Origin of the sequence: Polynucleobacter sp. AP-Kolm-20A-A1 (assembly GCF_018688315.1) — a bacterium.
Taxonomy (GTDB): domain Bacteria; phylum Pseudomonadota; class Gammaproteobacteria; order Burkholderiales; family Burkholderiaceae; genus Polynucleobacter.
Genome location: NZ_CP061315.1, coordinates 659,267 through 683,038 on the forward strand (window position 1 = coordinate 659,267; position 23,772 = coordinate 683,038).

Below are 23,772 nucleotides of genomic sequence, written 5' to 3' on the forward strand. Positions count from 1 at the left end.
CGCATGGCCACTGTTCTCGTATTTGATATTGAAACGATTCCGGATGTAGCTGGCTTGCGTCGCCTGGAGGATCTTCCGGGCTCGATGAGTGATGCGGAGGTGGCCGCCAAAGTCATGGCTGAGCGGGCAGAAAAAACGGGAAGCGAGTTTCTCCCGTTATTTTTGCAAAAGATCGTAGCGATTTCTTGTGTCATTCGTAGAACCACCAAAGAAGGTTTGCCGCAAATTAAAGTCGGCACCTTAGGCACCCCACAAGATGAGGAAAAGGTCTTAATTCAAGCCTTCTTTGATCTCATTGAAAAATATACTCCGCAATTGGTCTCTTGGAACGGCAGCGGCTTTGACTTACCTGTATTGCACTACCGTGCTTTAGCAAACCACGTGCAAGCTCCGCGTTACTGGGAGATGGGTGAGAGCCAAGATTCAGATAGTAGGGAATTTAAGTGGAATAACTACATTAGTCGTTATCACATGCGTCATCTTGACATGATGGATTTGCTGGCGAAATTTAATGGTCGTGCGAATGCCCCTTTGGATGGGCTGGCAAAGCTTTGCGGCTTCCCAGGCAAGATGGGTATGGATGGTAGTCAAGTTTGGCCAGCTTACCAAGATGGCAAGATTAATGATATTCGTCGTTACTGTGAAACTGATGTAGTCAATACTTATCTCATGTACTGCCGTTTCCAGCTATTGCGCGGCGGCTTTTCTCATGAAGAGTATCAAGAAGAAATTGACTTTGTAAAAGCGTATTTAGAAAAAGAAGCCAAAGAACCTCATGGTGGGCAGTGGCAAGAATATCTGCAAGGTTTCTCGCCAGATGCGTAGAGGTGATAAGCCAGTCAATATTGAAGTGACTGAGCCAATTCGTGTTGAAGCCTTAGATCTCGATGCTCAAGGCATTGCACGCTTAGCCCCTAATGAAGAAGAGGCAAGCCAAGGTCAAAGTGGCAAAGTTGTTTTCATTAAGGGCGCATTGCCAACAGAGCTTGTCAGATATACCATCACCAGCGATAAGGCTCGTTTTAGCAAGGCTAAGGTTCGCGACATTCTCAAGCCCGCGGTATTTAGGGCGGAGCCCAAGTGTGCCGCTTTTGGTGTCTGCGGTGGTTGCACTATGCAGCATTTGGATATTCGCGCACAAGTTGCTATGAAGCAGCGAGTTCTTGAAGATGACTTGCAACATATCGCCAAAGTAAAGCCTGACGAAATCTTGCGACCGATGGGCGGCCCCACTTGGGAATACCGCCATCGTGCACGCTTAAGTGCTGTTAATCGCTCAATTAAAAAGGGCACAGTACTGATTGGTTTTCATGAGGGTAAGAGTGGTTATGTTGCTGACATGCTTGCATGCGAGATTCTGCCAAAGCATGTATCTGATCTGCTGCCTGAGATGCGTAAATTGGTTATGGGTTTGTCTATCGTTGACCGCATGCCGCAAATTGAGATTGCGGTTGGTGAACCAGAGGATGCGCAATCTGATGATCCCAAAAAATCCAAGCCAGTTACTGCTTTAGTATTTCGCAATCTCAAGCCATTAACGACGGATGATGAGGCGCTACTGCGAGCTTTTGCTGATCAGCATCAGGTATGGATTTGGCTCCAGCCTAAGGGTATAGAGACGGTGGCACCGTTTTACCCAGAGGCTGGCAAGCTTTGCTACCGACTTCCGGAATTTGAAATCGAGATGCCATTTAAGCCTGCAGACTTTACGCAGGTCAATCACATGATGAATCGTGTCTTAGTAAGTAGGGCGATTCGACTATTGGAAGTAAAGCCAGCAGATAGGGTGCTCGATTTATTTTGTGGCATCGGTAATTTCACATTACCCCTTGCCAGAAAAGTAAAACAAGTTTTAGGTATTGAAGGTTTAGAAACTTTAACGACTCGTGCAAAAGCGAATGCGCAGCATAATGGCCTGGAAAAAAAGGCCACTTTTATGAAGAGTGATTTGTTCGAAGTTACAACAGAAACAATTTCTTCTTGGGGTAAGGCTGAGCGTTGGTTAATGGATCCGCCACGCGAGGGTGCAATGGAAATTTGCAAAGCACTTGCAGAGCTGCATTTGCAACAAAGTGATTTGCTGCCGGAGCGCATTGTGTATGTGTCGTGCAATCCCAAAACTCTAGCAAGAGACGTGGAGATTCTCTGTCATCATGCAGGGTATCGATTGAGTAGTGCAGGCATTATCAATATGTTCCCTCACACTTCCCACGTAGAATCTATAGCGGTTTTTGATCGCTTATAGGTCTCTAAGCCTCTGATTCAGAAGTGCTTTCATCAAAATCAGCCCTAAAATGCCCCAATTTTGTGCATTGAGTGTATTTGCGGTGCATTGGGTACATGCGCTCGTCTTATAGAAGAGTAGATTGAACTTGTGCGCAGAAGTGTTGGCGCCAAACCCGCAATTACCTTTGGGAGTGTGTCATGAAAGCCTCGGATAGTTTTGCCCTCATATTGATTTTGATGGCACTGTCTTACGCTGTAAGTATGTTCGTAGCTGCTTAATTATTTAGCCGCACACGAATAGACAGATTCGCAGTAAATAAAAAGGCGCCCGCAGGCGCCTTTAGAGAACATCACACTTCAGTTCTTTATCGCACAATTAATCCCTATTGCCACCAACAATGCCTAGCAATGCAAGCAAGTTAGTAAAGACGTTATACACATCCAAGTAAATCGCCAATGTAGCCATGATGTAGTTTGTCTCGCCGCCATTGATCACGCGTTGTACGTCAACCAGGATGAAGGCGGAAAAGATTGCGATAGCCAAGACCATTACAGTCAACATCAAAGCAGGCAGCTGTAACCAGATGTTTGCCAATGAAGCAACAATCAAGAGAAGCACGCCAACCATCAACCATTTGCCCATGCCGGCAAAGTCACTCTTGCTGACAGTGGCAATCGTCGCCATAGTAGCGAAGATAGCGGCTGTGCCCCCGAAGGACAACATGATGAGGGTCGCGCCATTGCTGTAGCTATTGAGCGTAAAGCCAACCAAACGGGACATCATGATGCCCATGAAGAAGGTAAAGCCCAGCAGCAGGAGAACGCCTACGCCAGTGTCCTTGTTCTTTTCGATTGCCCAGAAGAAGCCAAAGGCAACAGCCATAAACACCATAAAGCCAATAAAAGGGCTGCCTGAGAATAGGTCTAGACCCATGGCAACGCCAAGCCAAGCGCCAATAACAGTAGGCACCATGGATAGCGCTAACAGTGCATAGGTATTGCGTAATACGCGGTTACGTACTTGGATAGTGCTAATTGAGCCGGTTTGGCCAAAGCCGTAAGAGTTCAGATCACTCATATTGACTCCTTCTTTTTCATAGTTATTACAAGAGCCCATATAGGGCTGTTGAGAGTAAGTATAGACAAAACGCCTAAATTTCAAGCCCCCATCCAAAAGACCTACAAATTAAAGGCTTATGCCCTGTAAATTCAATGGCTTAGCCCTACTTATATAGGGGTAAATACCGTCAGGCAATGTATAATTCGGGGGTCGCTGAAGTGGGGTTACTTTTGGCCTTACCCAGCAAATACCTTTGAAATCACTATTGGAGTCTTGAATGGCAATTGAACGCACCCTTTCTATTATCAAACCTGATGCTGTCGCTAAAAACGTCATCGGCAAAATCTATGACCGTTTTGAATCTGCTGGTTTGAAGATTGTTGCTTCCAGAATGGCGCACTTGTCACAAAACGAAGCAGAGCAGTTCTACGGCGTTCATAAAGATCGTCCTTTCTTCAAAGACTTGGTGAGCTTCATGATCTCTGGTCCTGTAATGATTCAAGTATTGCAAGGCGAAGGCGCTATTGCTAAAAATCGTGACTTGATGGGCGCTACTGATCCTAAGAAAGCAGAAAAAGGCACAATCCGTGCTGACTTTGCTGACAGCATCGATGCAAACGCAGTTCACGGTTCTGACGCTCCTGAAACAGCTGCTGTGGAAGTTGCTTTCTTCTTCCCTGGCATGAATGTTTTCAATCGTTAATCGATAAACCTATTAATTTATAAGTAGGCGCATTGACCTCCCCGCGCGTAAATCTCTTAGATTTTGACGCTGACCAAATGGCGGCGTATGTCGCGGGGTTGAATGAAAAGCCCTTTAGGGCAAAGCAGCTCATGCAGTGGATACATCAACGCGGTGTATCTGACATTAATGACATGAGTGATCTGGCAAAAAGCTTCAGAGCAACATTGTTAGACAAAGCAGAAGTACTTTCTCTCCCCGTAATTAAAGACGAACACGCTGCTGATGGCACCCGCAAGTGGTTGCTGGACGTGGGCGCTGGTAATGCGGTTGAGTCTGTTTTTATTCCTGAAGATGACCGTGGCACCTTGTGCATCTCTTCTCAGGCTGGTTGTGCGGTGAATTGCCGATTCTGTTCAACAGGACACCAAGGCTTCTCACGCAATCTCACTTCCGGCGAAATCATCGGGCAACTTTGGTTTGCCGAACATCTTTTACGTAACGATCCAGAGGCTGTACGAAGAATCGAAAAGTTTCCAACGCCTGGATGGGAGCATACCGGTCGCGTGATTTCAAATGTGGTGATGATGGGCATGGGCGAACCCTTACTCAATTACGACAATGTGGTTTCTGCATTGCGCTTAATGCTCGATGACAGGGCGTATGGTTTATCGCGTCGTCGTGTGACAGTTTCTACATCGGGTGTCGTGCCGATGATTGATCGTCTTGCGCAAGATTGCCCAGTAGCATTGGCAGTTTCATTGCATGCACCGAATGACGCATTGCGTGACCAATTGGTGCCGCTCAATCAAAAGTATCCATTACGCGAATTGCTGGACGCATGTGAGCGTTACTTACCATTTGCGCCAAGAGATTTTTTGACCTTTGAATATTGCATGCTCGATGGCGTGAATGATTCTGATATTCAGGCAAAAGAATTAGTGCGCTTGCTTAGAAACATTAAATGCAAGATCAATCTCATCCCCTTTAATCCGTTCCCAGAGTCTGGACTTAAGCGCTCACCAGCCCAGCGTGTGAATGCTTTCGCTGGCATTCTTTTGGATGCCGGTATGGTCGCTACGGTGCGCAAGACTCGTGGTGATGACATCGCAGCAGCCTGCGGTCAATTGGCGGGGGATGTTGTAGATCGCACCCGAGTACGTGAACGAGCTGTGCACAATGCTGAAATTGAGCTCACTGAAGTTGAGTCTGATGACGATTTCGATGCAGCGCCAAATGAGCATCCCATCGAGTGGCTCAAAAAATTAAACTAATGATTAGAACCTTATGAGCTCTAATAATTCATTGCCACCACTTCCATTAGGACCAAGTCCTAAGCGTGCAACGCGTCAAGCTACTGTTGCTTGGAAATCTAACATCATCACCATTGGTGGTGATGCACCTGTACGCGTGCAATCGATGACGAATACTGATACTGCTGATGCAGTAGGTACTGCGATTCAGGTAAAAGAATTGGCGCGCGCTGGTTCCGAGATGGTGCGTATCACTGTGAACACACCAGAAGCTGCAGCAGCTGTTCCGTATATTCGTGAGCAGTTAGACAAAATGGATGTGCTGGTGCCATTGATTGGCGACTTTCATTACAACGGCCATACTTTATTAAATGATTTTCCGGAGTGCGCTAAAGCGCTCTCAAAGTACCGTATTAACCCAGGCAATGTGGGTAAGGGCGCCAAGCGTGACCCACAGTTTGCGCAAATGATTGAAGCGGCTTGTAAATATGACAAGCCGATTCGCATTGGTGTGAACTGGGGCAGCTTAGATCAAGAGCTCTTGGCTTCAATCATGGATAGCAATGCTGCATTGGCTACTCCAAAGACTGCGCAAGAAGTGATGATTGAGGCGCTGATTCAGTCGGCCTTACAGTCAGCAGAAAAAGCAGTTGAGTTTGGTATGAACCCAAACCAAATTTTGCTCTCATGCAAAGTCAGTAATGTGCAAGATTTAGTTGCGGTGTATCGCGATCTCTCACGTCGCTCCGACTATCCTTTGCACCTAGGTTTAACTGAAGCAGGTATGGGCAGCAAAGGCATTGTTTCCTCCACTGCAGCAATGGGTATTTTGTTGCAAGAGGGCATTGGTGACACCATTCGCGTTTCATTAACGCCTGATCCTGGTGCGCCACGTGAAAACGAAGTCATTGTTGCTCAAGAGATTTTGCAAACGATGGGTTTGCGTAACTTCACCCCAATGGTGATTGCATGTCCTGGTTGCGGTAGAACGACCAGTACCACTTTCCAGGAATTAGCAGCAAATATTCAATCCTATCTGCGCCAGCAAATGCCAGTCTGGAAGAAAACCCACCCGGGAGTGGAGAATATGAATGTGGCTGTAATGGGCTGCATCGTTAACGGCCCAGGTGAGAGTAAGCATGCCAATATTGGCATTTCCCTGCCGGGAACAGGCGAAACCCCGGCTGCACCAGTGTTTGTGGATGGTGTTAAGGTAAAAACCTTGCGCGGTGAGAAAATTGCAGAAGAGTTCCAAGTGATTGTTGACGAGTACGTTAAACAAAACTACGCAGCAAAAGTTGAATAAAGCCAAGTTAGAACAAGAATAAAAATGACTGATCAAAACAAAGAGCAAAAACCACAAGCCAAGATTCAAAAAATCAATGGCGTACGTGGCATGAATGATTTGCTGCCAGCAGATGCTGCGCAGTGGGCTCATCTTGAACATGTTCTGCGCGATTTAACTCGTGCCTATGGCTATGAATTTTTGAGAACACCAATTGTTGAGGCAACTGCGGTATTTCAGCGCGGTATCGGTGAAGTCACTGACATTGTTGAAAAAGAAATGTACTCATTTGAGGACCGCTTGAATGGCGAGCAACTCACTTTGCGTCCTGAGGGTACCGCCGCATTAGTACGTTCTGTCATTGAAAACAATTTGCTTTACGAAGGACCTAAGCGTCTTTGGTATACCGGTCCTATGTTCCGTCACGAGCGTCCACAGCGTGGTCGTTATCGCCAGTTTCATCAATTTGGCATTGAGGCGCTTGGCTTTGCTGGCCCCGACATCGACGCAGAGATCATCCTGATGGGTCAACGCCTATGGGATGAGCTAGGACTGAAAGGTGTTCGTCTAGAAATTAACTCATTAGGTCAGGCCCCTGAGCGCGCAGAGCATCGCGCAGCCTTAGTGACTTACTTTGAGAAATATAAATCACAGCTCGACGAAGATTCGCAACGTCGCTTGCTTAGCAATCCTTTGCGAATCTTGGATTCTAAAAACCCAGAGATGCAGGCCTTGATTGAAGGTGCGCCAAAGCTATTAGATTTCTTGGGTGAAGAGTCGCTTAAGCATTTCAACGCAGTGCAGGCCTTGCTTAAAGCAAACAATATTCCTTGCAAAATTAATCCGCGTTTAGTGCGTGGCTTGGATTACTACAATCTGACTGTATTCGAATGGATCACTGATGAGTTAGGTGCGCAAGGCACTATCGCAGGTGGTGGGCGCTACGATCCATTGATCGAGCGCATGGGCGGCAAGGCTGCACCTGCTTGTGGTTGGGCAATGGGTATGGAGCGCGTTCTCGAATTAATGAAGGTCTCCGGTTCTTCGCCGGAAGCGCAAGCCCAATGCGATATCTTTGTTCTGCATCAAGGTGGCGAGACGCTAACGGCCGCCATGATTATTGCTGAGCGCTTACGTAGCGCTGGAATTGATACTATTTTGTTCTGCCCGCCAGATGGGCAATCAGCCAGCTTTAAGTCTCAAATGAAGAAAGCCGATAGCAGTGGGGCTGCCTTTGCAGTGATCATTGGCCCTGATGAACTGGCTAAAAATGAGGCTCAACTCAAGGACTTACGTGGCACAGGCGAGCAAAAGTCTGTTCCCTTGGATGATGTCCTTGGGGCGGCAATTGATGCCCTAGTAGGCGCCTCCGAATAGAATTAGCTTCATATACCCTTAATTACTGATTAATTAGCTTGGATTGATATGCCTTTAGATTTAGAAGAACAAGAACAGTGGGATCAACTAAAAGCCTTTTGGCAAAAGTATCGCAATCTGATCACCGGCGTTGTGACCGTTGCCTTGTTTGCATATGCTGCTTATAGTGGTTATCAATGGTGGCGCAATAACCAAGCTTTGGAAGCATCCAAGCTTTACGAAACCATGGTCTCTGCAATTGCCAAAGGCGATAAAGAGCAAACTTTGCGCGCCGCCGATGATTTGCAAAAAGATTTTGCCCGCACTCCATATGCGCCAATGTCGAGCTTGATTGCTGCGCGTATTGCCTCTGATGCTGGCGACAGTGCTAAGGCTTTGGATTATTTGCGTTGGGCTGCTAAGAATGCTTCAAATGATGGTTACCTTGCGTTGGCTAAATTGCGTTTGGTTTCTCAATTGATTGAGCAGGGTAGCGAAAAGGATTTTGCAGAAGCAGATCAAATTTTGAAAGATAAGCCTGTTGCTGGCTTTGAAGCGTTGTGGCTTGAGCGTCGCGGCGATTGGTATTTGGCCCAAAAGCAAAATGAGCAAGCCAAGCAAAGTTATCAAGAGGCTTGGAAGAAATTAGACCAGGCAAAAGAATTCCCTGAAGAGGCGCGTCGCCTCCTGAAGGTAAAGTTAGATGCTGTAGGCGGCATAGCCCAGTGATCAATACAGGAATGAAACTCATGAAGCGTTTACCAAAGGTTCTTGGCACTGCTCTTTTAATTAGCTCGGTGACTATTGCATTGGTAGCCTGTTCGGGTGGTTCCAGAGTGCGCAAGCCAGCTGACTTGGCGCCTGTGAGCAATCAGTTTGATCTGCAGCCAGTTTGGTCGACCAGCATTGGCTCTTCAGAGACATTTAACTTTCATCCAGTAGTTGCTGGCGATGCTGTGTATGCGGCATCTCATCGTGGCAACTTAGCAAAAATCAATTTAAATAATGGCGAAAAGGTTTGGGAGGCATCAGTTCCTGAGCGTTTATCTATTGGTCCGGGATCTGATGGCCGCACTACTGTTGCCGTAAGTACCAAGGGTACTGTGTACGCCTATGACGACACTGGTAAGCAGATTTGGAAGGTAAGCGTTGGCAGTGAAGTATTGAGCGAGCCAGTGGTAGCTGGCGGCATTGTGGTAGTTCGCGCTTTAGATAATCGTTTTATTGGCTTGGATGCGCAAACCGGTGCACGTAAATGGACATATCAGCGTCAGCAATCCGCCTTGTCCTTACGCGTTGGCTACGGCATGCTCCCTATTAATAATGAAGTGATTGTGACTGGATTTGCTGGCGGTCGTTTTGGCATGATTGTGATTGCCAATGGCGGCCTTGTTTGGGAAACCCCAGTTTCATTTCCAAAAGGTTTTTCTGAGATTGAGCGCTTGAATGACGTTACAGCCAAGCCAAGCATGGAAGGTGACATCATCTGCGCAGTTTCTTATCAAGGCCGGGTTGGTTGTGGCCAGGCGCGTACAGGGAACCTTTTGTGGTTTAAGGATTACTCAAGCTATACCGGTACCTCACAAAGCCAAGAGCTTGTCTTCTCGGCAAATGAAAAATCTTATGTCACTGCTTTTGCGGTTAAAGATGGCACACAAGTTTGGGAAAACACCCAGCTCACATACCGAGATGTTGGCGAATCTCTAGCTATCGGTAGAGTTTTATTAATGGGTGATGCTCAAGGCTACATCCATGCATTTTCACAGTCGAATGGCGAGATGGTTGCGCGAATTCGTCACGATAGCAGTCCAATCTCGGCAGCCCCCATTGCAGTTGGCGGCCTCATCTTGGTTCAGTCTCAAGGTGGAAAAATAGCGGCGTACAGTCCAAAATGAATCCAGTCATCACTATCGTCGGCCGTCCTAATGTAGGGAAGTCGACACTCTTTAATCGCTTAACGCGTTCACGTGATGCATTGGTGGCTGATTTTTCTGGCTTAACCAGAGATCGCCACTATGGCAAGGGTCGTATCGGTGAGCGTGCATTTATTTGCGTTGATACCGGCGGTTTTGAGCCGGTCGCCAAAACCGGCATTGTTGCCGAGATGGCAAAGCAAACCAAACAAGCTGTAGCTGAGTCTGACATTGTGATTTTCTTGGTGGATGGCCGTTTAGGTATGGCTCCGCAAGATCGAGTTATTGCAGATTTCTTGCGCAAGACTGGTAGACCAGTCATTCTGGCTGTAAACAAAACTGAAGGTATGCAAGCGGGTGTAGTTACCGCAGACTTTCATGAGCTCGGCTTAGGTGAGCCATTCCCGATTTCTTCTGCGCACGGTGACGGTGTTCGCGGTCTGATTGATGATGCCTTGGATTCTCTTGGTATTGCAGAGCCTGATGAAGATGAATTGGCCAACGATCCAAATCGCCCAATGAAGATTGCGGTAGTGGGTCGTCCAAACGTCGGCAAATCAACTCTGATCAATAAGCTTATTGGTGAAGAGCGCGTGATTGCATTTGACATGCCTGGAACCACTCGCGACGCGATTGAAGTTCCGTTTGAGCGCAACGGTAAGCCTTATATTCTGGTTGATACCGCAGGTTTGCGTCGTCGCGGCAAAGTATTTGAAGCGATTGAAAAGTTCTCTGTGGTTAAAACATTGCAAGCCATTGCGGACTGTAACGTCGTGATCTTGATGTTGGATGCTCAGCAAGATATTTCTGAGCAAGATGCTCATATCGCTGGCTTTATTGTGGAAGCTGGCCGTGCATTAGTAGTTGCGGTGAACAAGTGGGATGGGATCGATGCGTACGTTAAAGAGCGTGCCCGCCTAGAGATTGCCCAAAAGCTGCGCTTCCTCGATTTTGCAAACGTTCATCCGATCTCCGCTAAAAAAGGCACTGGATTAAAAGATCTCTTTAAAGACGTTGATGCCGCTTATGCTGCAGCAATGGCAAAACTACCAACGCCACGCTTAACACGTATCTTGCAAGAGGCTATTGAGCATCAGCAACCAAAACGGGTTGGTATGGGGCGTCCAAAATTGCGCTATGCCCACCAAGGGGGTATGAATCCTCCAATCGTGGTTATTCACGGCACTTCCCTGAGTGGCGTTACCGATAGCTATAAACGATACCTAGAAGGGCGCTTTAGGGATGTCTTTAAATTGCGGGGCACGCCATTGCGTATCCAGATGAATACCGCTAAAAACCCCTATGTAGATGCTGATAAGGGTAAAAAAGGCAAAAAGCGCTAATTTGGGCTAAGCTTTCAGTCTGATTTGAAAGGGGCTTGATTTTTTTAGAAATCAGCCCAATATAGACGTTTCGGTAAGTTGTAATGAGTTTGTATCAAGCAATATGTAATGAAATTGGTATTTAAATAAAAAAGCAAGACTCCCAAAAAAGTAGTTAACAAAAGATAAATAAGGGGCAGTATGAATAACAACAAAATTCAATTACTTCAGGATCCATTTCTCAATGCTTTACGCAAAGAGCATGTTCCTGTTTCGATCTATCTCGTAAACGGTATTAAGCTGCAAGGCAATATTGAATCTTTTGATCAATACGTTGTCCTCTTGCGCAATACTGTGACGCAGATGGTTTACAAGCACGCAATCTCGACGATCGTTCCCGCTCGTGCGATTGATTTCCGTTTAGAAGAAGCTAGCCCTGTATAAAACTGGAGTAGATGCGGCACGCGCTGTTCTGGTTGGAGTAGACACAGGACGCGAAGATTTTGCAGATAGCATGGCAGAGCTCAGTCTTTTGGCTGACAGTGCCGGCTCAATACCCGCAGCTAGCGTTATTGCACGTAAAGGCAAGACCGATCCAGCCCTATTCATAGGCTCTGGCAAGGCGAATGAACTTAAGAAGGTGATGGAAGAGCAGGGAGCTGAGCTCGCTATCTTCAATCATCCACTTTCTCCAACCCAGCAACGCAATCTAGAACGTCACATTGGTTTTCATGTGATGGATCGCACGGGTTTGATCCTTGATATCTTTAGTCAGAGAGCACAAAGCCATATTGGTAAGACACAGGTTGAGCTTGCGCAAGTGCGCTATCGCATGTCACGTTTAGTAAGGGCATGGAGTCACTTGGAGCGTCAGCGAGGTGGTATTGGTGTGCGTGGTGGTCCTGGTGAAACGCAGATGGAGTTGGATCGCCGTATGTTGGCAACCAAAGCTAAGCGTTTAGAAAATGAATTGGAGAAACTTCAGCGCCAGCAAAGAACACAAAGAAGAGCGCGCAATCGCAAAGATGTGTTCTCTGTATCCTTGGTTGGATATACCAATGCGGGTAAATCCACTCTTTTCAATGCCCTCACCAAAGCAGGGACTTATGCGGCTGACCAGCTATTTGCCACTTTGGATACCACCTCTAGGAGAGTCCATTTGGATGGAGTTGGCTCCATTGTGGTGTCCGATACCGTTGGCTTCATCCGGGATTTGCCGCACCAGCTGGTAGAGGCTTTTAGGGCCACTTTGGACGAAACCATCCATGCCGACCTGATTTTGCATGTCATTGATGCCTGCAGCCCGGTTGCCAGGGAGCAAAAAGCCGAAGTAGAGGCGGTTTTGGAGGAAATTGGGGCTGATGACATCCCCCGAATCGAGGTTATGAACAAGATTGACCAGATGCCGCAAACCTTCACCCGAGGGGCTGTTTTGGAGCGGGATGGGCAGGGCTTCCCCAGCCAGGTTTTCCTATCAGCCCAGACTGGCTTGGGCCTTGATTTGCTGCGCTCAGCGCTGGCCGAATGCTCCCAAATGACTGATAGAATAAGGGTCGAACACAACCGTGCCAAGACGCAAATGGCCCCGGACGAGTTTTTAGCACCATTACCAGAACGACCAGAATCATCCGAATTTAATCCGATTCCTAAACGAAGCTATTTTTCTAATGATGCGTAAATTTCTAGGCCTTTTTTCGGTCAATGATCCAGGTTGGGGCAATAGCCACAACACCGGTGGATCAAAAGATGCCAAAGATGGGCAGGGAAATGAACAAGCTCCAAAAGTCGACCCAGATACAAAACCAGTTGAGACTCCACCAACAAATCAGCCAGGCAATCAACAAGCTAAGCCAGATGGCCCTCCAGATTTGGATGAGCTGTGGCGTGATTTCAATGACAGAATCGCTGGAATGTTTGGTGGCAAGAAAAAACCTGGTGTCACGGGTAGCTCTGCACAAAAGCCTAGCAATAAACCCAATAGCACTGATATTCCTCCGCCGTCACAACGTGGCGGTAATAGCGGTGGCAATGGTGGCGGTCCATCTGCACCTAACTTTAATTTCAGCAATCCATTCGGATCTAAGGCTAGCGTTCTGATTGGAGCGGCTGCCGTATTCTTCATTTGGGTATGTAGTGGCTTTTTCATTATTCAAGAAGGTCAAGCGGGCGTCATCCTCACTTTTGGTAAATACGACTACACCGCCAAGCCTGGTATCAACTGGCGTATGCCTTGGCCTATCCAGTCTGAAGAGACTGTCAATCTATCTGGCGTCCGCTCGGTAGAAGTGGGTCGCCCGGTATTGATTAAGGCTACCAATCAAAAAGACTCTTCCATGCTCACCGAAGATGAAAACATCATCGATGTGCGCTTTGCTGTCCAGTACCGCCTGAAAGATCCAACTGATTATTTATTTAACAACCGCGATCCAGATGCTGCAGTAGTTCAAGCGGCAGAAACAGCTGTTCGGGAAATCGTTGCGCGCAGCAAGATGGATACCGTCTTGTATGAGGGTCGCGAAAAGATTGGCATTGATTTGGCAAACTCAATTCAGAAGATTTTGGATAGCTACAAGACGGGTATCTACGTCACTAGCGTGACCGTGCAAAACGTTCAGCCGCCAGAACAAGTTCAAGCAGCATTTGACGACGCCGTGAAAGCCGGTCAAGACCAGGAACGCCTGAAGAGTGAAGGTCAGGCCTACGCCAATGACATTATTCCGCGCGCCAAGGGTACCGCTGCTCGCCTCATTCAAGAGGCTGAAGGCTATAAGGCACGCGTTGTTGCAACAGCAGAGGGTGACGCTACACGCTTTAAACAAATCTTGGTGGAGTACTCCAAAGCGCCGCAAGTAACTCGCGATCGTATGTATATCGACAGCATGCGTGAGATGTATAACAACGTTACGAAGATTTTGGTTGATACAACCAAGAGCAATAGCTTGTTGTATCTGCCGCTCGACAAGATCGTTGCTCAAGTTAGTGCTGAAAGCGCTCAAGCAGCAAGTGCTCAAGTTAACCAGTCGGGGGTATCCACTCCAACTGGCAGTGTGACTGTAGGAGGGGCAACAGGAGTGAATACTCCAAACCCATCTTCTAGCGCACCAGCGACAACGCCACCGGCTGCAAGTAGCAATAACAATGTAGACAAACGTGATGGTCTTCGCAGTCGTGATCGGGAGTCCAGATAATGAATGCGAATCGTTTAATTGCGGCAGGCATTGCATTCATTGCACTTATTTATGTGCTGTCTTCCAGCGTCTTTGTGGTTGATCAGCGCAAGTTCGCCGTTGTGTTTTCTTTTGGACAGATTGTTCGTGTCATTGAGAAGCCAGGCATTCAAGTGAAGTTGCCGGCGCCGTTTGAAAGCGTGCGCTTCTTCGATCGCCGTATTCTGACAATCGACAATCCAGAAGCAGAGCGTTTTATTACTGCTGAGAAGAAAAACCTCTTGGTCGATTCTTATGTGAAATGGCGCATTGTCGATCCACGTAAGTTCTTTATTAGCTTTAAGGGTGATGAGCGTTTGGCGCAAGATCGCTTAACCCAATTGGTTCGTTCTGCCCTTAATGAAGAGTTCACGAAGCGTACTGTTCGCGAGTTGATCTCTGATCAGCGTGAAGAGGTGATGCAAGGCATTCGCAAGAAGGTGGCAGATGATGCTGCGGATATCGGCGTAGAGATCGTAGATGTGAGATTAAAGCGCGTTGACCTCTTGGCTGAGATCAGTGATTCTGTTTATCGTCGTATGGAGGCAGAGCGTAAGCGTGTTGCCAATGAGCTGCGCTCAACGGGTGCTGCAGAATCTGACAAGATTCGCGCTAATGCGGAGCGTCAGCGTGACACGATCTTGGCTGAAGCATATCGTGACGCACAAAAGATTAAAGGTGCAGGTGATGCCAAGGCAACAGCACTTTACGCTGAGGCATTTGGGCGCGACCCTCAGTTTGCGCAGTTCTATCAAAGCTTGGAAGCCTACCGTAGCTCTTTCAAAGATAAGAAAGACATCATGGTGGTTGAGCCTAATGGCGAATTCTTTAAGTTCCTGCATAAAAAATAAGAAAGTGAATATTCCAAATCATGAATCGTTGGTTACTTCCTGAAGATATTGCAGATGTTTTGCCAGCAGAGGCTCGCAAGGTAGAGTCTTTGCGTCGTGCCATTTTGGATTTATATCAATCCTATGGTTATGAGTTGGTTGCTCCCCCAATCCTTGAGTTCTTAGACTCCTTATTGACTGGCACTGGTTCAGATCTCAATCTACAAACATTCAAGTTGGTAGATCAATTATCAGGTCGCACCCTAGGCTTGCGGGCAGATATGACTCCGCAAGTGGCTCGTATCGATGCGCACCTTTTAAATCGCGCTGGTGTGACACGTCTTTGTTATGCGGGCTCTGTAGCGCACGCACGCACACCGGTGGGCAGCTCTGCTCGCGAAGAGTTACAGCTTGGCGCTGAGATTTACGGCTGCGCCACTTGGGAAGCAGACTTTGAGGCAATTACCTTATTGTTGAAAACGCTTGCAGTAGCAGGCTTAGACAAGGTCTATCTAGATTTGTCACACGCCGGCATCCTGACTGGCATCTTGGCCGACCAAAAACTCGACAAAGAAACGATTGAAACTTTGTATGGCTTATTGCAAAGCAAGGATCGCCCACGCTTGAGTCAATGGGCCGCTTGTTTGCCTGCTAAGGTATCTGAGGCACTTATTGCTCTGACAGAATTAAATGGCCCATGCACTGAAGTACTCGCAAAGGCTAAAAAAGTATTGCCGAAACATGCTGCAGTCGATCAAGCCTTGGCTGACCTTGAGCGCCTGGCCTCAGCTGCAAGTGTTTTATCTACAAAATTAGAACTCAGTATTGATCTAGCTGACTTGCGTGGTTATCAGTATCACAGCGGCGTAATGTTTGCTGCGTATGTTGATCAGTTGCCGCAACCGATTGCAAGAGGCGGTCGCTATGACCATGTTGGTCAAGCTTTTGGTCGCCCACGTCCTGCAACTGGTTTCTCGCTCGATCTATTGACCTTGGCTAACTTGTCTCCTTTAAAGGCGCGCAAGTTAGCAATTCTGGCTCCTTGGATTGAGGATGCGGAATTGAATAAATCAATAAGCAACTTGAGAAGTCAGGGTGAGGTAGTGATACAGGTGCCAGCTGGTACAGCAGTAGAGGCTGCCGAATATGAATGTGATCGAGAGCTGGTGAAGCAAGGCAGCTCTTGGGAAGTAAAAAAGAAGTAAACCCGAAGAAGTAAAGCTATAAGCAGTAGTTAACCTATTTTGTAATTATCTTTTTGGATTTCATTATGTCTTCAAAGCAGCAAGCACACGGTCGTAACGTAGTTGTCATTGGCACCCAGTGGGGTGATGAAGGCAAAGGTAAGGTGGTGGATTGGTTGACTGATCATGCTCAAGCGGTAGTCCGCTTCCAGGGCGGTCACAATGCGGGCCACACACTCATCATCGGTGACAAGAAGACTATTTTGCGTTTGATCCCGTCTGGAATCATGCATAAGAATGTGATTTGCTACATCGGCAATGGCGTAGTACTTTCTCCAGAGGCGCTCTTTAAAGAAATCGGCGAACTAGAAGCGGCTGGATTAGATGTTCAATCCCGCCTGAAGATCTCAGAGGCGACTACTTTGATTCTGCCGTACCACGTAGCGATTGATCATGCGCGAGAGAAGAAGCGTGGCGAAGCCAAGATTGGTACAACTGGTCGCGGCATTGGACCGGCGTATGAAGATAAAGTAGCACGCCGTGCATTGCGTGTTCAGGACTTGTTCTACCCAGAAAAATTTGCAGAGCAATTACGTGAGAATTTGGAGTATCACAATTTCATGCTCACCAATTACTATGGCGCTGAGCCTGTTAATTACGAAAAGACTTTGGCTGAGGCAATGTCATATGCTGAACGCCTTAAGCCAATGGTGGTTGACGTGTCTAGCGCACTCTACGCAGCCGAGCAAGCTGGACAAAATTTATTGTTCGAAGGCGCTCAAGGCACATTACTCGATATCGATCATGGTACCTATCCATACGTCACATCCAGCAACTGTGTAGCAGGTAATGCTGCTGCTGGTTCAGGTGTGGGCCCTGAGTCTTTGCAATACATCTTGGGCATTACTAAAGCTTATTGCACTCGCGTTGGTGCGGGCCCATTCCCAAGCGAACTTTACGATCATGACAATCCTGCAAAGCAAGATCCAGTTGGCGTACGTTTGGCTGAAGTTGGTAAAGAATTTGGCTCTGTTACCGGTCGTCCACGTCGCACTGGTTGGTTAGATGCTGCTGCATTAAAGCGCTCGATTCAGATCAACGGCTTGTCTGGTTTATGTATTACTAAATTGGACGTACTAGATGGTTTTGAAACTATCCGTCTGTGCGTTGGCTACAACCTCGATGGTAAGAAGCTTGATGTGTTGCCACGCGGCGCAGAATCTGTAGCCCGTTGTGAGCCAATTTATGAGGATTTCCCGGGCTGGAAGGGTACAACCTTCGGTATCCGTGAGTGGGATAAGTTGCCGCCTGAGGCGCAAAAGTTTCTCCGTCGTATCGAGGAAGTGGCTGGCAAGCCAATCGCAATGGTGTCTACAGGCCCAGAGCGTGATGAAACCATCCTCCTTCAGCATCCTTTTCAGGATTGATGGAAAATAATTGATTCAGCATTTAATTAACTAATTTATCAACTTTTTGTAAGAACCAAGGTTTACAACATGACTGCGCGCACTACCTGCAATAGCCTTCAAGTGGCAACTCCTTTATATCGTTTTATCGAAGACAAAGTGCTTCCAGGAACAGGCATCAAGAGTGCTGACTTTTGGAAGGGTTTTGATGAAATCGTTAAAGATCTCACCCCAAAAAATGAAGCCTTGCTAGCTAAGCGTGATCGCATTCAGGTTGACTTGGATAAATGGCACCAAGCCAATCCAGGCCCAATCAAGGATATGCCTGCATATCGTAAGTTCTTAAAAGAAATTGACTACTTAGTCGACGTTCCAGGAAAAATTACTGCAACAACCAAGAATGTGGATGATGAGTTGGCGCTTCAAGCCGGTCCTCAACTGGTTGTTCCTGTATTAAACGCCCGTTATGCATTGAATGCCGCGAATGCTCGTTGGGGCTCTTTATATGACGCTCTTTATGGTACCGATGTTCTCTCTGAAGAAGATGGCGCTACTAAGGCGGGTGCTTACAACCCCATTCGTGGTGCTAAGGTAGTTGCTTATGCTCGCAACTTCTTGGATCAAGCTGCTCCATTGGCTAAGGGATCACATCGTGATTCAGTTGCTTATACAGTTGACGGCAATAAGCTTTCCGTTAAATTAAAAGATGGCAGCGTTACCGGTTTAGCTGATGAGAAGCAATTTGTTGGCTATCAAGGTGATGCAGCTGCACCAAGCTCAGTCTTATTGCGCAACAACGGCGTGCATATTGATATCGAAATCAACAAAACTAAAACTATTGGCGCAAGTGATCCCGCTGGTATCAATGATGTTGTCCTCGAAGCTGCGCTCTCCACCATTTTGGATTTGGAAGACTCTATTGCAGCAGTAGATGGCGATGACAAAGTGCTTGCCTATGAAAACTGGTTAGGCATCCTCAAGGGAACTTTGGTTGAGGAAGTGAAGAAGGGCGATAAGACCATTACTCGCGCACTCAATCCAGACCGTAAGTACAAAGCTGGTATTGGCGCTGTTGATGCAAAAGATGGTGTTGTCACTTTGCATGGCCGCTCACTTTTGTTCCTCCGTAACGTTGGCCACTTAATGACCAACCCAGCCATTATTACTGGCGAAGGTAAAGAGATCTACGAAGGTATCTTGGATGCAGTGGTGACTGTATTGATCGCTTTGTACGACATTAATCGTCCAGCAAGCCAAGCAATTGGTAATACACGCAAGGGTTCCGTTTATATCGTGAAGCCAAAAATGCACAGCCCAGAAGAAGTGGCTTTTGCAGGTGAGCTCTTTGGTCGCGTTGAGAAGTTGCTCGGTTTGCCAGCAGACACAGTCAAGCTTGGCATTATGGATGAAGAGCGTCGCATGAGCGCCAACATCAAAGCGGCAATTGCTGCTGCAGGTGCACGTGTTGCCTTTATTAATACTGGCTTCTTGGATCGTACTGGCGATGAAATGCACACAGCAATGTACGCAGGCCCAATGATGCGCAAAGGTGATATGAAAACCAGCAAGTGGTTGTCTGCCTATGAGCGTCGTAACGTATTTGCAGGTTTAGATTGTGGCTTGCGTGGCCGCGCTCAAATCGGCAAAGGTATGTGGGCAATGCCAGACATGATGAAAGCCATGGTTGAGCAGAAGATTGTTCATCCAAAGGCAGGTGCAAATACAGCTTGGGTACCATCACCAACTGCGGCAACTTTACATGCGCTGCATTATCACCAAGTAAACGTAGCAGAGCTCCAAAAAGAAATGGAAAAGCTCGACACTGCTGCTGAAGCTGAAGCGTTGATCAATGACTTGTTAACTATTCCAGTAGTTGAAAAAGCAAACTGGTCTAAAGAAGAGATTCAGCAAGAATTGGATAACAACTGCCAGGGTATCTTGGGTTACGTGGTTCGCTGGATCGATCAGGGTGTTGGTTGCTCTAAGGTTCCAGATATTCATAACGTTGGCCTAATGGAAGACCGTGCAACATTGCGTATTTCTAGCCAACACATTGCCAACTGGTTGCTCAACGGTATTGTGACTGCTGATCAAGTAAACGAGAGTTTGCAGCGCATGGCTAAAGTAGTGGATGGTCAGAATGCTGGCGATCCTTTGTACAAGCCAATGATGCCAAACTACAAAGATTCTTACGCTTATAAAGCAGCCAGCGATTTGATTTTCAAAGGTCTTGAGCAACCAAACGGTTATACCGAGCCATTGCTCCATGCTTGGCGTTTAGAGGTTAAAAAGGCAGGCGCTAAGTAATTTAGCTCCGATCTGACTAAGAATGGATTTGCCCGCAAAGCAAATCCATTTTTTATTGGGCAACACCTTATGTTTGGCTTTCTAAATCTTTTCTCCAAATCGCATGCGAGCTTCCCATTTCAATTTAATGATGGGGGCAGGCAAAAGGCTGGCTTTAAGGGTGGTGCAGGCGATTGCGTAGTTAGATCCATCGCGATTGCAGCGAACCTGCCCTATATGCAGGTTTATGAGGACCTCAGACTTGCTAATGAGTCTTACGCCCAATCCCGCAACGATAGACTTGCTAAGAGATTAAGTGCGAAAGGCTCATCCCCGCGCAATGGCAATCATCGTAACGTCTTCCATGATTACATTCTGAAGCATGGTTTTAAATGGGTTCCGACGATGAAAGTGGGGGCAGGCTGTCAGGTGCACTTAAGGGTAGATGAACTTCCGGCTGGCACCTTGATTGTGAAGGTATCCAAGCATCTCACCGCAGTGATTGATGGCGTTATTCAGGATACGCACGATCCGTCCAGAGGCGGAAGTCGCTGTGTTTACGGGTATTACATCAAAACTTAAAGTAATTCCTGAAGTTCGTCAAAAACAGCATTTTTTGCTGAAAAACAGCATAAATTAACAAGAAAATCGCCTTAATTGGGGGAATTTTCTTAAAGTGATTTCTTCTTAGGTGCGTACTTGAGAAGCCAGGCTTGTTTATAGACTCCCGTCATCATAATCATGGCTGAGGTAGTCCAAGCAACTGAAAACAGGCCGCTAAAGGCAATAAAGAAGGCGAGGCTTTTCCATCCCAAGGGTAGAAGGTCTGTCACAAACCCTACGGTGGTGTAGCAGCTGCCCGCGAAGAGAACGGCATCAATGCCATTGGGAACGAGCTTTAGCAAAAGAAGAAAGGCTGCCCAAATGAAGATTTCGCTAATGTGAATCAGGGCAATCACAATAAATGCCACGTAAAAATGGGTAAAGACCCAGTTGTACTTGCCCCTCTCAAGATTCTTCTTTGTCAGCAATTCAAAGCGCATCACCATGTGATTTAGGGCGCTTCCATGAAACATGAGAACGAATACAAGGCCGAAGATTCCAAGGATGATGTCCATGAAAAGGAAGGCAAAGGAAAAACTTGTGGCGGTAGGTAGCATGATTGGAATCAGATCGGTTTAGCAGGGGTTTTGTCGATGATTTAGCTCTGATCGTACCTCAATGCAGATTGGGGCGCTAGAGTGGATAATGGACTTTCATCCCCAATTTGCACTGTAGATCCCACTTTGAGTTCTGTTCGCACCCCCTCGCAAGAGCGTTTCTTTTTGCTTGCCTTGGCAGGCATTCAGTTCACTCACATTTTAGATTTTATGATCATGATGCCCCTAGGGCCCGTGTTCATTAAAGTACTCAATATCAATACCCATCAGTTTGGGTTGCTCTTGTCTTCCTATACATTTGCAGCGGCAGCCGCTGGTGTATTTGCCACCTACTATGTAGATCGTTTTGAGCGTAGAAAACTGCTCTTAAGTCTATATGCCTTTTTCATCATCGCAACATTAGCTTGTGGCTTGGCACCAAATTATGAAATGCTCTTTATCGCTAGAGCATTTGCTGGCGCCTTTGGCGGCATCTTGGGTTCCTTAGTGCAAACCATCGTGGCCGACTCTATTCCGTTTGAGCGTAGAGGAAAGGCGCTGGGCACGGTAATGGCAGCTTTCTCAGTCTCTACGGTTGCAGGAGTGCCCTTGGGTTTATTTTTGGCAAATCACATTCCGGCCTTAGGTTGGCGTGCACCATTCATCTTTATTGCTTTGGTTTCTACTTTGATTTTGTATTTAGGGTATCGCAATATTCCCAAAATAGCAGGGCACTTAGATCATGTGCACGAGGGCAGTCGCTTTAATCAAATCTATAAGATATTGACGGCGCCACAGCATCTAAAAGCCTTTGTATTTATGGCCTTCATCATGATTACCGGATTCTCGGTCATTCCGTATATCGCGCTTTACCTCACCACCAACGTTGGCATCAATAATTCCTATATTTCTCTGATCTATTTGTGCGGGGGAATTGCCACCCTGATGAGCTCGCGCTTTATTGGCCATATGGCGGATAAGTATGGCAAGGTTAAAGTCTTCAGAGCGCTTGCAGTCATCAGCCTAATTCCTTTGATCGTTACAACAAATTTGCCAGTAACTCCTTTATGGATTGTTTTAATTAATTCAACAGCATTTTTCATCTTAGTTTCTGGTCGCATGATTCCTGCTATGGCAATTGTGAGTCAGGTTGTAGATAACAAAATTCGGGGCACCTTTATGAGTCTTGTTGGCTCTGTACAAATGCTGTCTTCCGGTATTGCTTCAGTAATAGCTGGCGCAATTGTGACGATTAGGCCGGACGGCATGATGGAGCACTACAACATTGTGGGTTACGGGGCAGCCATTTGTGGATTGCTAACAATCTGGCTGGTAGGATATATCCATTCGGATGCAAAAGCCCCTCAGTAAGTGGCGACGAAGTCATTCAGAGATCAAAGTGATAAGGGAAAGAACATGATTGAATACAAAAGACCGGACGGCAAAACCATCAATGGATATTTGGCTGAGCCTACCGACAATCCAAATGCGCCGGGTGTTGTGGTGATTCAGGAGTGGTGGGGCTTGGATGATGAAGTGAAATCTGTTGCTGATCGCTTAGCTAAAGCGGGGTATCGCGCGTTAGTGCCTGATCTATATCGCGGCAAATTAGCGCTTGAGGCTAATGAAGCTGAGCATCTGATGAATGATTTGAACTTTGGAGATGCTGCCGGACAAGATATTCGTGGGGCGGTTCAGTACCTGAAGGCGACTGGCAGTAAGAAGGTAGCCGTAACAGGTTTTTGTATGGGTGGCGCATTAACAGTGCTATCGGCATGCAATGTTCCCGAGTTAGATGGCACGATAGTTTGGTACGGATACCCTCCGCTTGAATACGTGGATGCCAATGCAGTAAGCAAGCCTATGTTGGCACATTGGGCTTTGCATGACGAGTTCTTTGCGCCGGCTGGAGTTGATCAATTAGAAGAAAAGCTAAAGGCGGCAGGGGCAAATATTGAGTTTTATCGTTATGACACTAAGCATGCCTTTGCGAATCCTAAGTCTGATGCTCGTGGTTTGCCGCCGCTCAAATACAATGCTGAGGCTGCTCAGCTAGCCTGGGATCGCACCTTTGAATTTTTGAAAAAGAATTTAGCTTAATCACGCTTTATTGATACATTTTTAATATGCACCTGTTCTCTGAAAATCTCGCGGTTGAAATCTCTAGTTACTATCGCAACTTGGCGCTAGGCCATGGCGTTATTCCCAAGGTATTTACCTTGGTTAATTCAGAGGGGGATCAGTATCTTTTCTTTATCGATGATCTTCGAATGGAAAAAGAAGAGGAGAATCAATTTCTTGCATATATCGTTGAGCAACATGACGCCGTTTCTTATGCTCGAGGCACCTTGGTGATTGTGGAGAACAATCAGCAGTTCATTGAGTTTGCAGTAGTTGATAAAGATGACGAAGAAGCCATAGTCTGCTCTGCAGAGTTAACCCGGGATATGGACGATAAACCGATTGGTTTGAGCGAATTCGAAAAAACCTTGGTGAAAAAAGGATCGATCATTTTTGGCGGGTTGTTTGAGCCCGTCAAACTCTCTGAAGCAAAGACCGAAGACTTTCAAAGCCTATGGGATGAGATGAGGTCCAAGATTCTTCATCGCAATATGGGGCTTTAA

Annotated in this window: 22 protein-coding genes; 20 read left to right on the forward strand and 2 right to left on the reverse strand. The window is 46.9% G+C overall.

Annotated features, from left to right (window positions below; translation table 11 throughout):
- Positions 1–3: 3 nt before the first annotated feature.
- Positions 4–825: a 3'-5' exonuclease gene (locus tag C2745_RS03505; RefSeq protein ID WP_215385092.1), complete on the forward strand. Its 822-nt coding sequence runs from the start codon at positions 4–6 to the stop codon at positions 823–825.
- Positions 818–2,245 (forward strand): 23S rRNA (uracil(1939)-C(5))-methyltransferase RlmD, encoded by a 1,428-nt coding sequence (rlmD, locus tag C2745_RS03510; protein ID WP_215385094.1) that lies wholly within the window; start codon positions 818–820, stop codon positions 2,243–2,245. The genes C2745_RS03505 and rlmD overlap by 8 nt, the downstream gene beginning before the upstream one ends.
- A 357-nt stretch (positions 2,246–2,602) precedes the next feature.
- Here the strand turns inward: rlmD and C2745_RS03515 are convergent, their stop codons facing one another.
- The gene (locus C2745_RS03515; protein WP_128113371.1) at positions 2,603–3,304 is read right to left on the reverse strand and encodes a Bax inhibitor-1 family protein; all 702 of its coding nucleotides are present in this window, start codon (positions 3,302–3,304) and stop codon (positions 2,603–2,605) included.
- Between the two features lie 259 nt (positions 3,305–3,563).
- On the opposite strand from C2745_RS03515, the gene ndk reads away from it, so the two are divergent.
- The 15 genes from ndk to C2745_RS03590 all read left to right on the forward strand — a co-directional run bounded on the left by ndk (position 3,564) and on the right by C2745_RS03590 (position 20,591).
- On the forward strand, positions 3,564–3,989 hold the full coding sequence (gene ndk / locus C2745_RS03520; RefSeq protein WP_068321117.1) for a nucleoside-diphosphate kinase: 426 nt from the start codon (positions 3,564–3,566) through the stop codon (positions 3,987–3,989).
- A 77-nt stretch (positions 3,990–4,066) separates the two neighbouring features.
- A complete protein-coding gene (gene rlmN, locus C2745_RS03525) occupies positions 4,067–5,242 on the forward strand; it encodes a 23S rRNA (adenine(2503)-C(2))-methyltransferase RlmN (RefSeq protein ID WP_251368420.1) in 1,176 nt (391 codons plus the stop codon).
- Between the two features lie 13 nt (positions 5,243–5,255).
- Positions 5,256–6,527, forward strand: a complete 1,272-nt coding sequence (gene ispG / locus C2745_RS03530; protein ID WP_215385098.1) for a flavodoxin-dependent (E)-4-hydroxy-3-methylbut-2-enyl-diphosphate synthase — start codon at positions 5,256–5,258, stop codon at positions 6,525–6,527.
- A gap of 24 nt (positions 6,528–6,551) precedes the next feature.
- Positions 6,552–7,883, forward strand: coding sequence for a histidine--tRNA ligase (gene hisS / locus C2745_RS03535; protein ID WP_215385100.1), 1,332 nt, complete (start codon positions 6,552–6,554; stop codon positions 7,881–7,883).
- A gap of 48 nt (positions 7,884–7,931) precedes the next feature.
- Positions 7,932–8,591, forward strand: coding sequence for a tetratricopeptide repeat protein (locus C2745_RS03540; RefSeq protein WP_215385102.1), 660 nt, complete (start codon positions 7,932–7,934; stop codon positions 8,589–8,591).
- A gap of 20 nt (positions 8,592–8,611) precedes the next feature.
- Positions 8,612–9,757 (forward strand): outer membrane protein assembly factor BamB, encoded by a 1,146-nt coding sequence (gene bamB, locus C2745_RS03545; RefSeq protein ID WP_251368391.1) that lies wholly within the window; start codon positions 8,612–8,614, stop codon positions 9,755–9,757.
- Positions 9,754–11,118, forward strand: coding sequence for a ribosome biogenesis GTPase Der (gene der / locus C2745_RS03550; RefSeq protein ID WP_215385106.1), 1,365 nt, complete (start codon positions 9,754–9,756; stop codon positions 11,116–11,118). Before bamB ends, der begins: the two co-directional genes overlap by 4 nt.
- Positions 11,119–11,298: 180 nt before the next feature.
- On the forward strand, positions 11,299–11,541 hold the full coding sequence (gene hfq / locus C2745_RS03555) for an RNA chaperone Hfq (RefSeq protein WP_011903125.1): 243 nt from the start codon (positions 11,299–11,301) through the stop codon (positions 11,539–11,541).
- 70 nt (positions 11,542–11,611) lie between these two features.
- Positions 11,612–12,775, forward strand: coding sequence for a GTPase HflX (gene hflX / locus C2745_RS03560; RefSeq protein ID WP_251368392.1), 1,164 nt, complete (start codon positions 11,612–11,614; stop codon positions 12,773–12,775).
- Positions 12,765–14,285 carry an FtsH protease activity modulator HflK gene (hflK, locus tag C2745_RS03565; RefSeq protein ID WP_215385108.1) on the forward strand — a complete coding sequence of 507 codons (1,521 nt, stop codon included), beginning with the start codon at positions 12,765–12,767 and terminating at the stop codon, positions 14,283–14,285. The genes hflX and hflK overlap by 11 nt, the downstream gene beginning before the upstream one ends.
- The gene (hflC, locus tag C2745_RS03570) at positions 14,285–15,154 is read left to right on the forward strand and encodes a protease modulator HflC (RefSeq protein WP_215385110.1); all 870 of its coding nucleotides are present in this window, start codon (positions 14,285–14,287) and stop codon (positions 15,152–15,154) included. Before hflK ends, hflC begins: the two co-directional genes overlap by 1 nt.
- 20 nt (positions 15,155–15,174) lie before the next feature.
- Entirely contained in the window at positions 15,175–16,338 is a 1,164-nt protein-coding gene (locus C2745_RS03575) for an ATP phosphoribosyltransferase regulatory subunit (RefSeq protein ID WP_215385112.1), read from the forward strand.
- A 65-nt stretch (positions 16,339–16,403) separates the two neighbouring features.
- Positions 16,404–17,744, forward strand: coding sequence for an adenylosuccinate synthase (locus tag C2745_RS03580; protein ID WP_215385114.1), 1,341 nt, complete (start codon positions 16,404–16,406; stop codon positions 17,742–17,744).
- Positions 17,745–17,813: 69 nt separating this feature from the next.
- On the forward strand, positions 17,814–20,030 hold the full coding sequence (locus tag C2745_RS03585) for a malate synthase G (RefSeq protein WP_215385116.1): 2,217 nt from the start codon (positions 17,814–17,816) through the stop codon (positions 20,028–20,030).
- A gap of 69 nt (positions 20,031–20,099) precedes the next feature.
- On the forward strand, positions 20,100–20,591 hold the full coding sequence (locus tag C2745_RS03590; protein ID WP_215385118.1) for a hypothetical protein: 492 nt from the start codon (positions 20,100–20,102) through the stop codon (positions 20,589–20,591).
- 89 nt (positions 20,592–20,680) lie between these two features.
- On the opposite strand, the gene C2745_RS03595 is transcribed toward C2745_RS03590, so the two are convergent.
- Positions 20,681–21,127 carry a hypothetical protein gene (locus tag C2745_RS03595; RefSeq protein ID WP_251368393.1) on the reverse strand — a complete coding sequence of 149 codons (447 nt, stop codon included), beginning with the start codon at positions 21,125–21,127 and terminating at the stop codon, positions 20,681–20,683.
- A gap of 123 nt (positions 21,128–21,250) precedes the next feature.
- Between C2745_RS03595 and C2745_RS03600 the strand changes: the two genes are divergently transcribed.
- Genes C2745_RS03600 through C2745_RS03610 form a run of 3 tightly spaced genes read left to right on the forward strand, consistent with a single transcriptional unit; the run spans position 21,251 to position 23,772 of the window.
- Positions 21,251–22,519 (forward strand): MFS transporter, encoded by a 1,269-nt coding sequence (locus tag C2745_RS03600; RefSeq protein WP_251368394.1) that lies wholly within the window; start codon positions 21,251–21,253, stop codon positions 22,517–22,519.
- 45 nt (positions 22,520–22,564) lie between these two features.
- Positions 22,565–23,248: a dienelactone hydrolase family protein gene (locus C2745_RS03605; protein WP_215385121.1), complete on the forward strand. Its 684-nt coding sequence runs from the start codon at positions 22,565–22,567 to the stop codon at positions 23,246–23,248.
- Positions 23,249–23,274: 26 nt separating this feature from the next.
- Positions 23,275–23,772 (forward strand): hypothetical protein, encoded by a 498-nt coding sequence (locus tag C2745_RS03610; protein WP_215385123.1) that lies wholly within the window; start codon positions 23,275–23,277, stop codon positions 23,770–23,772.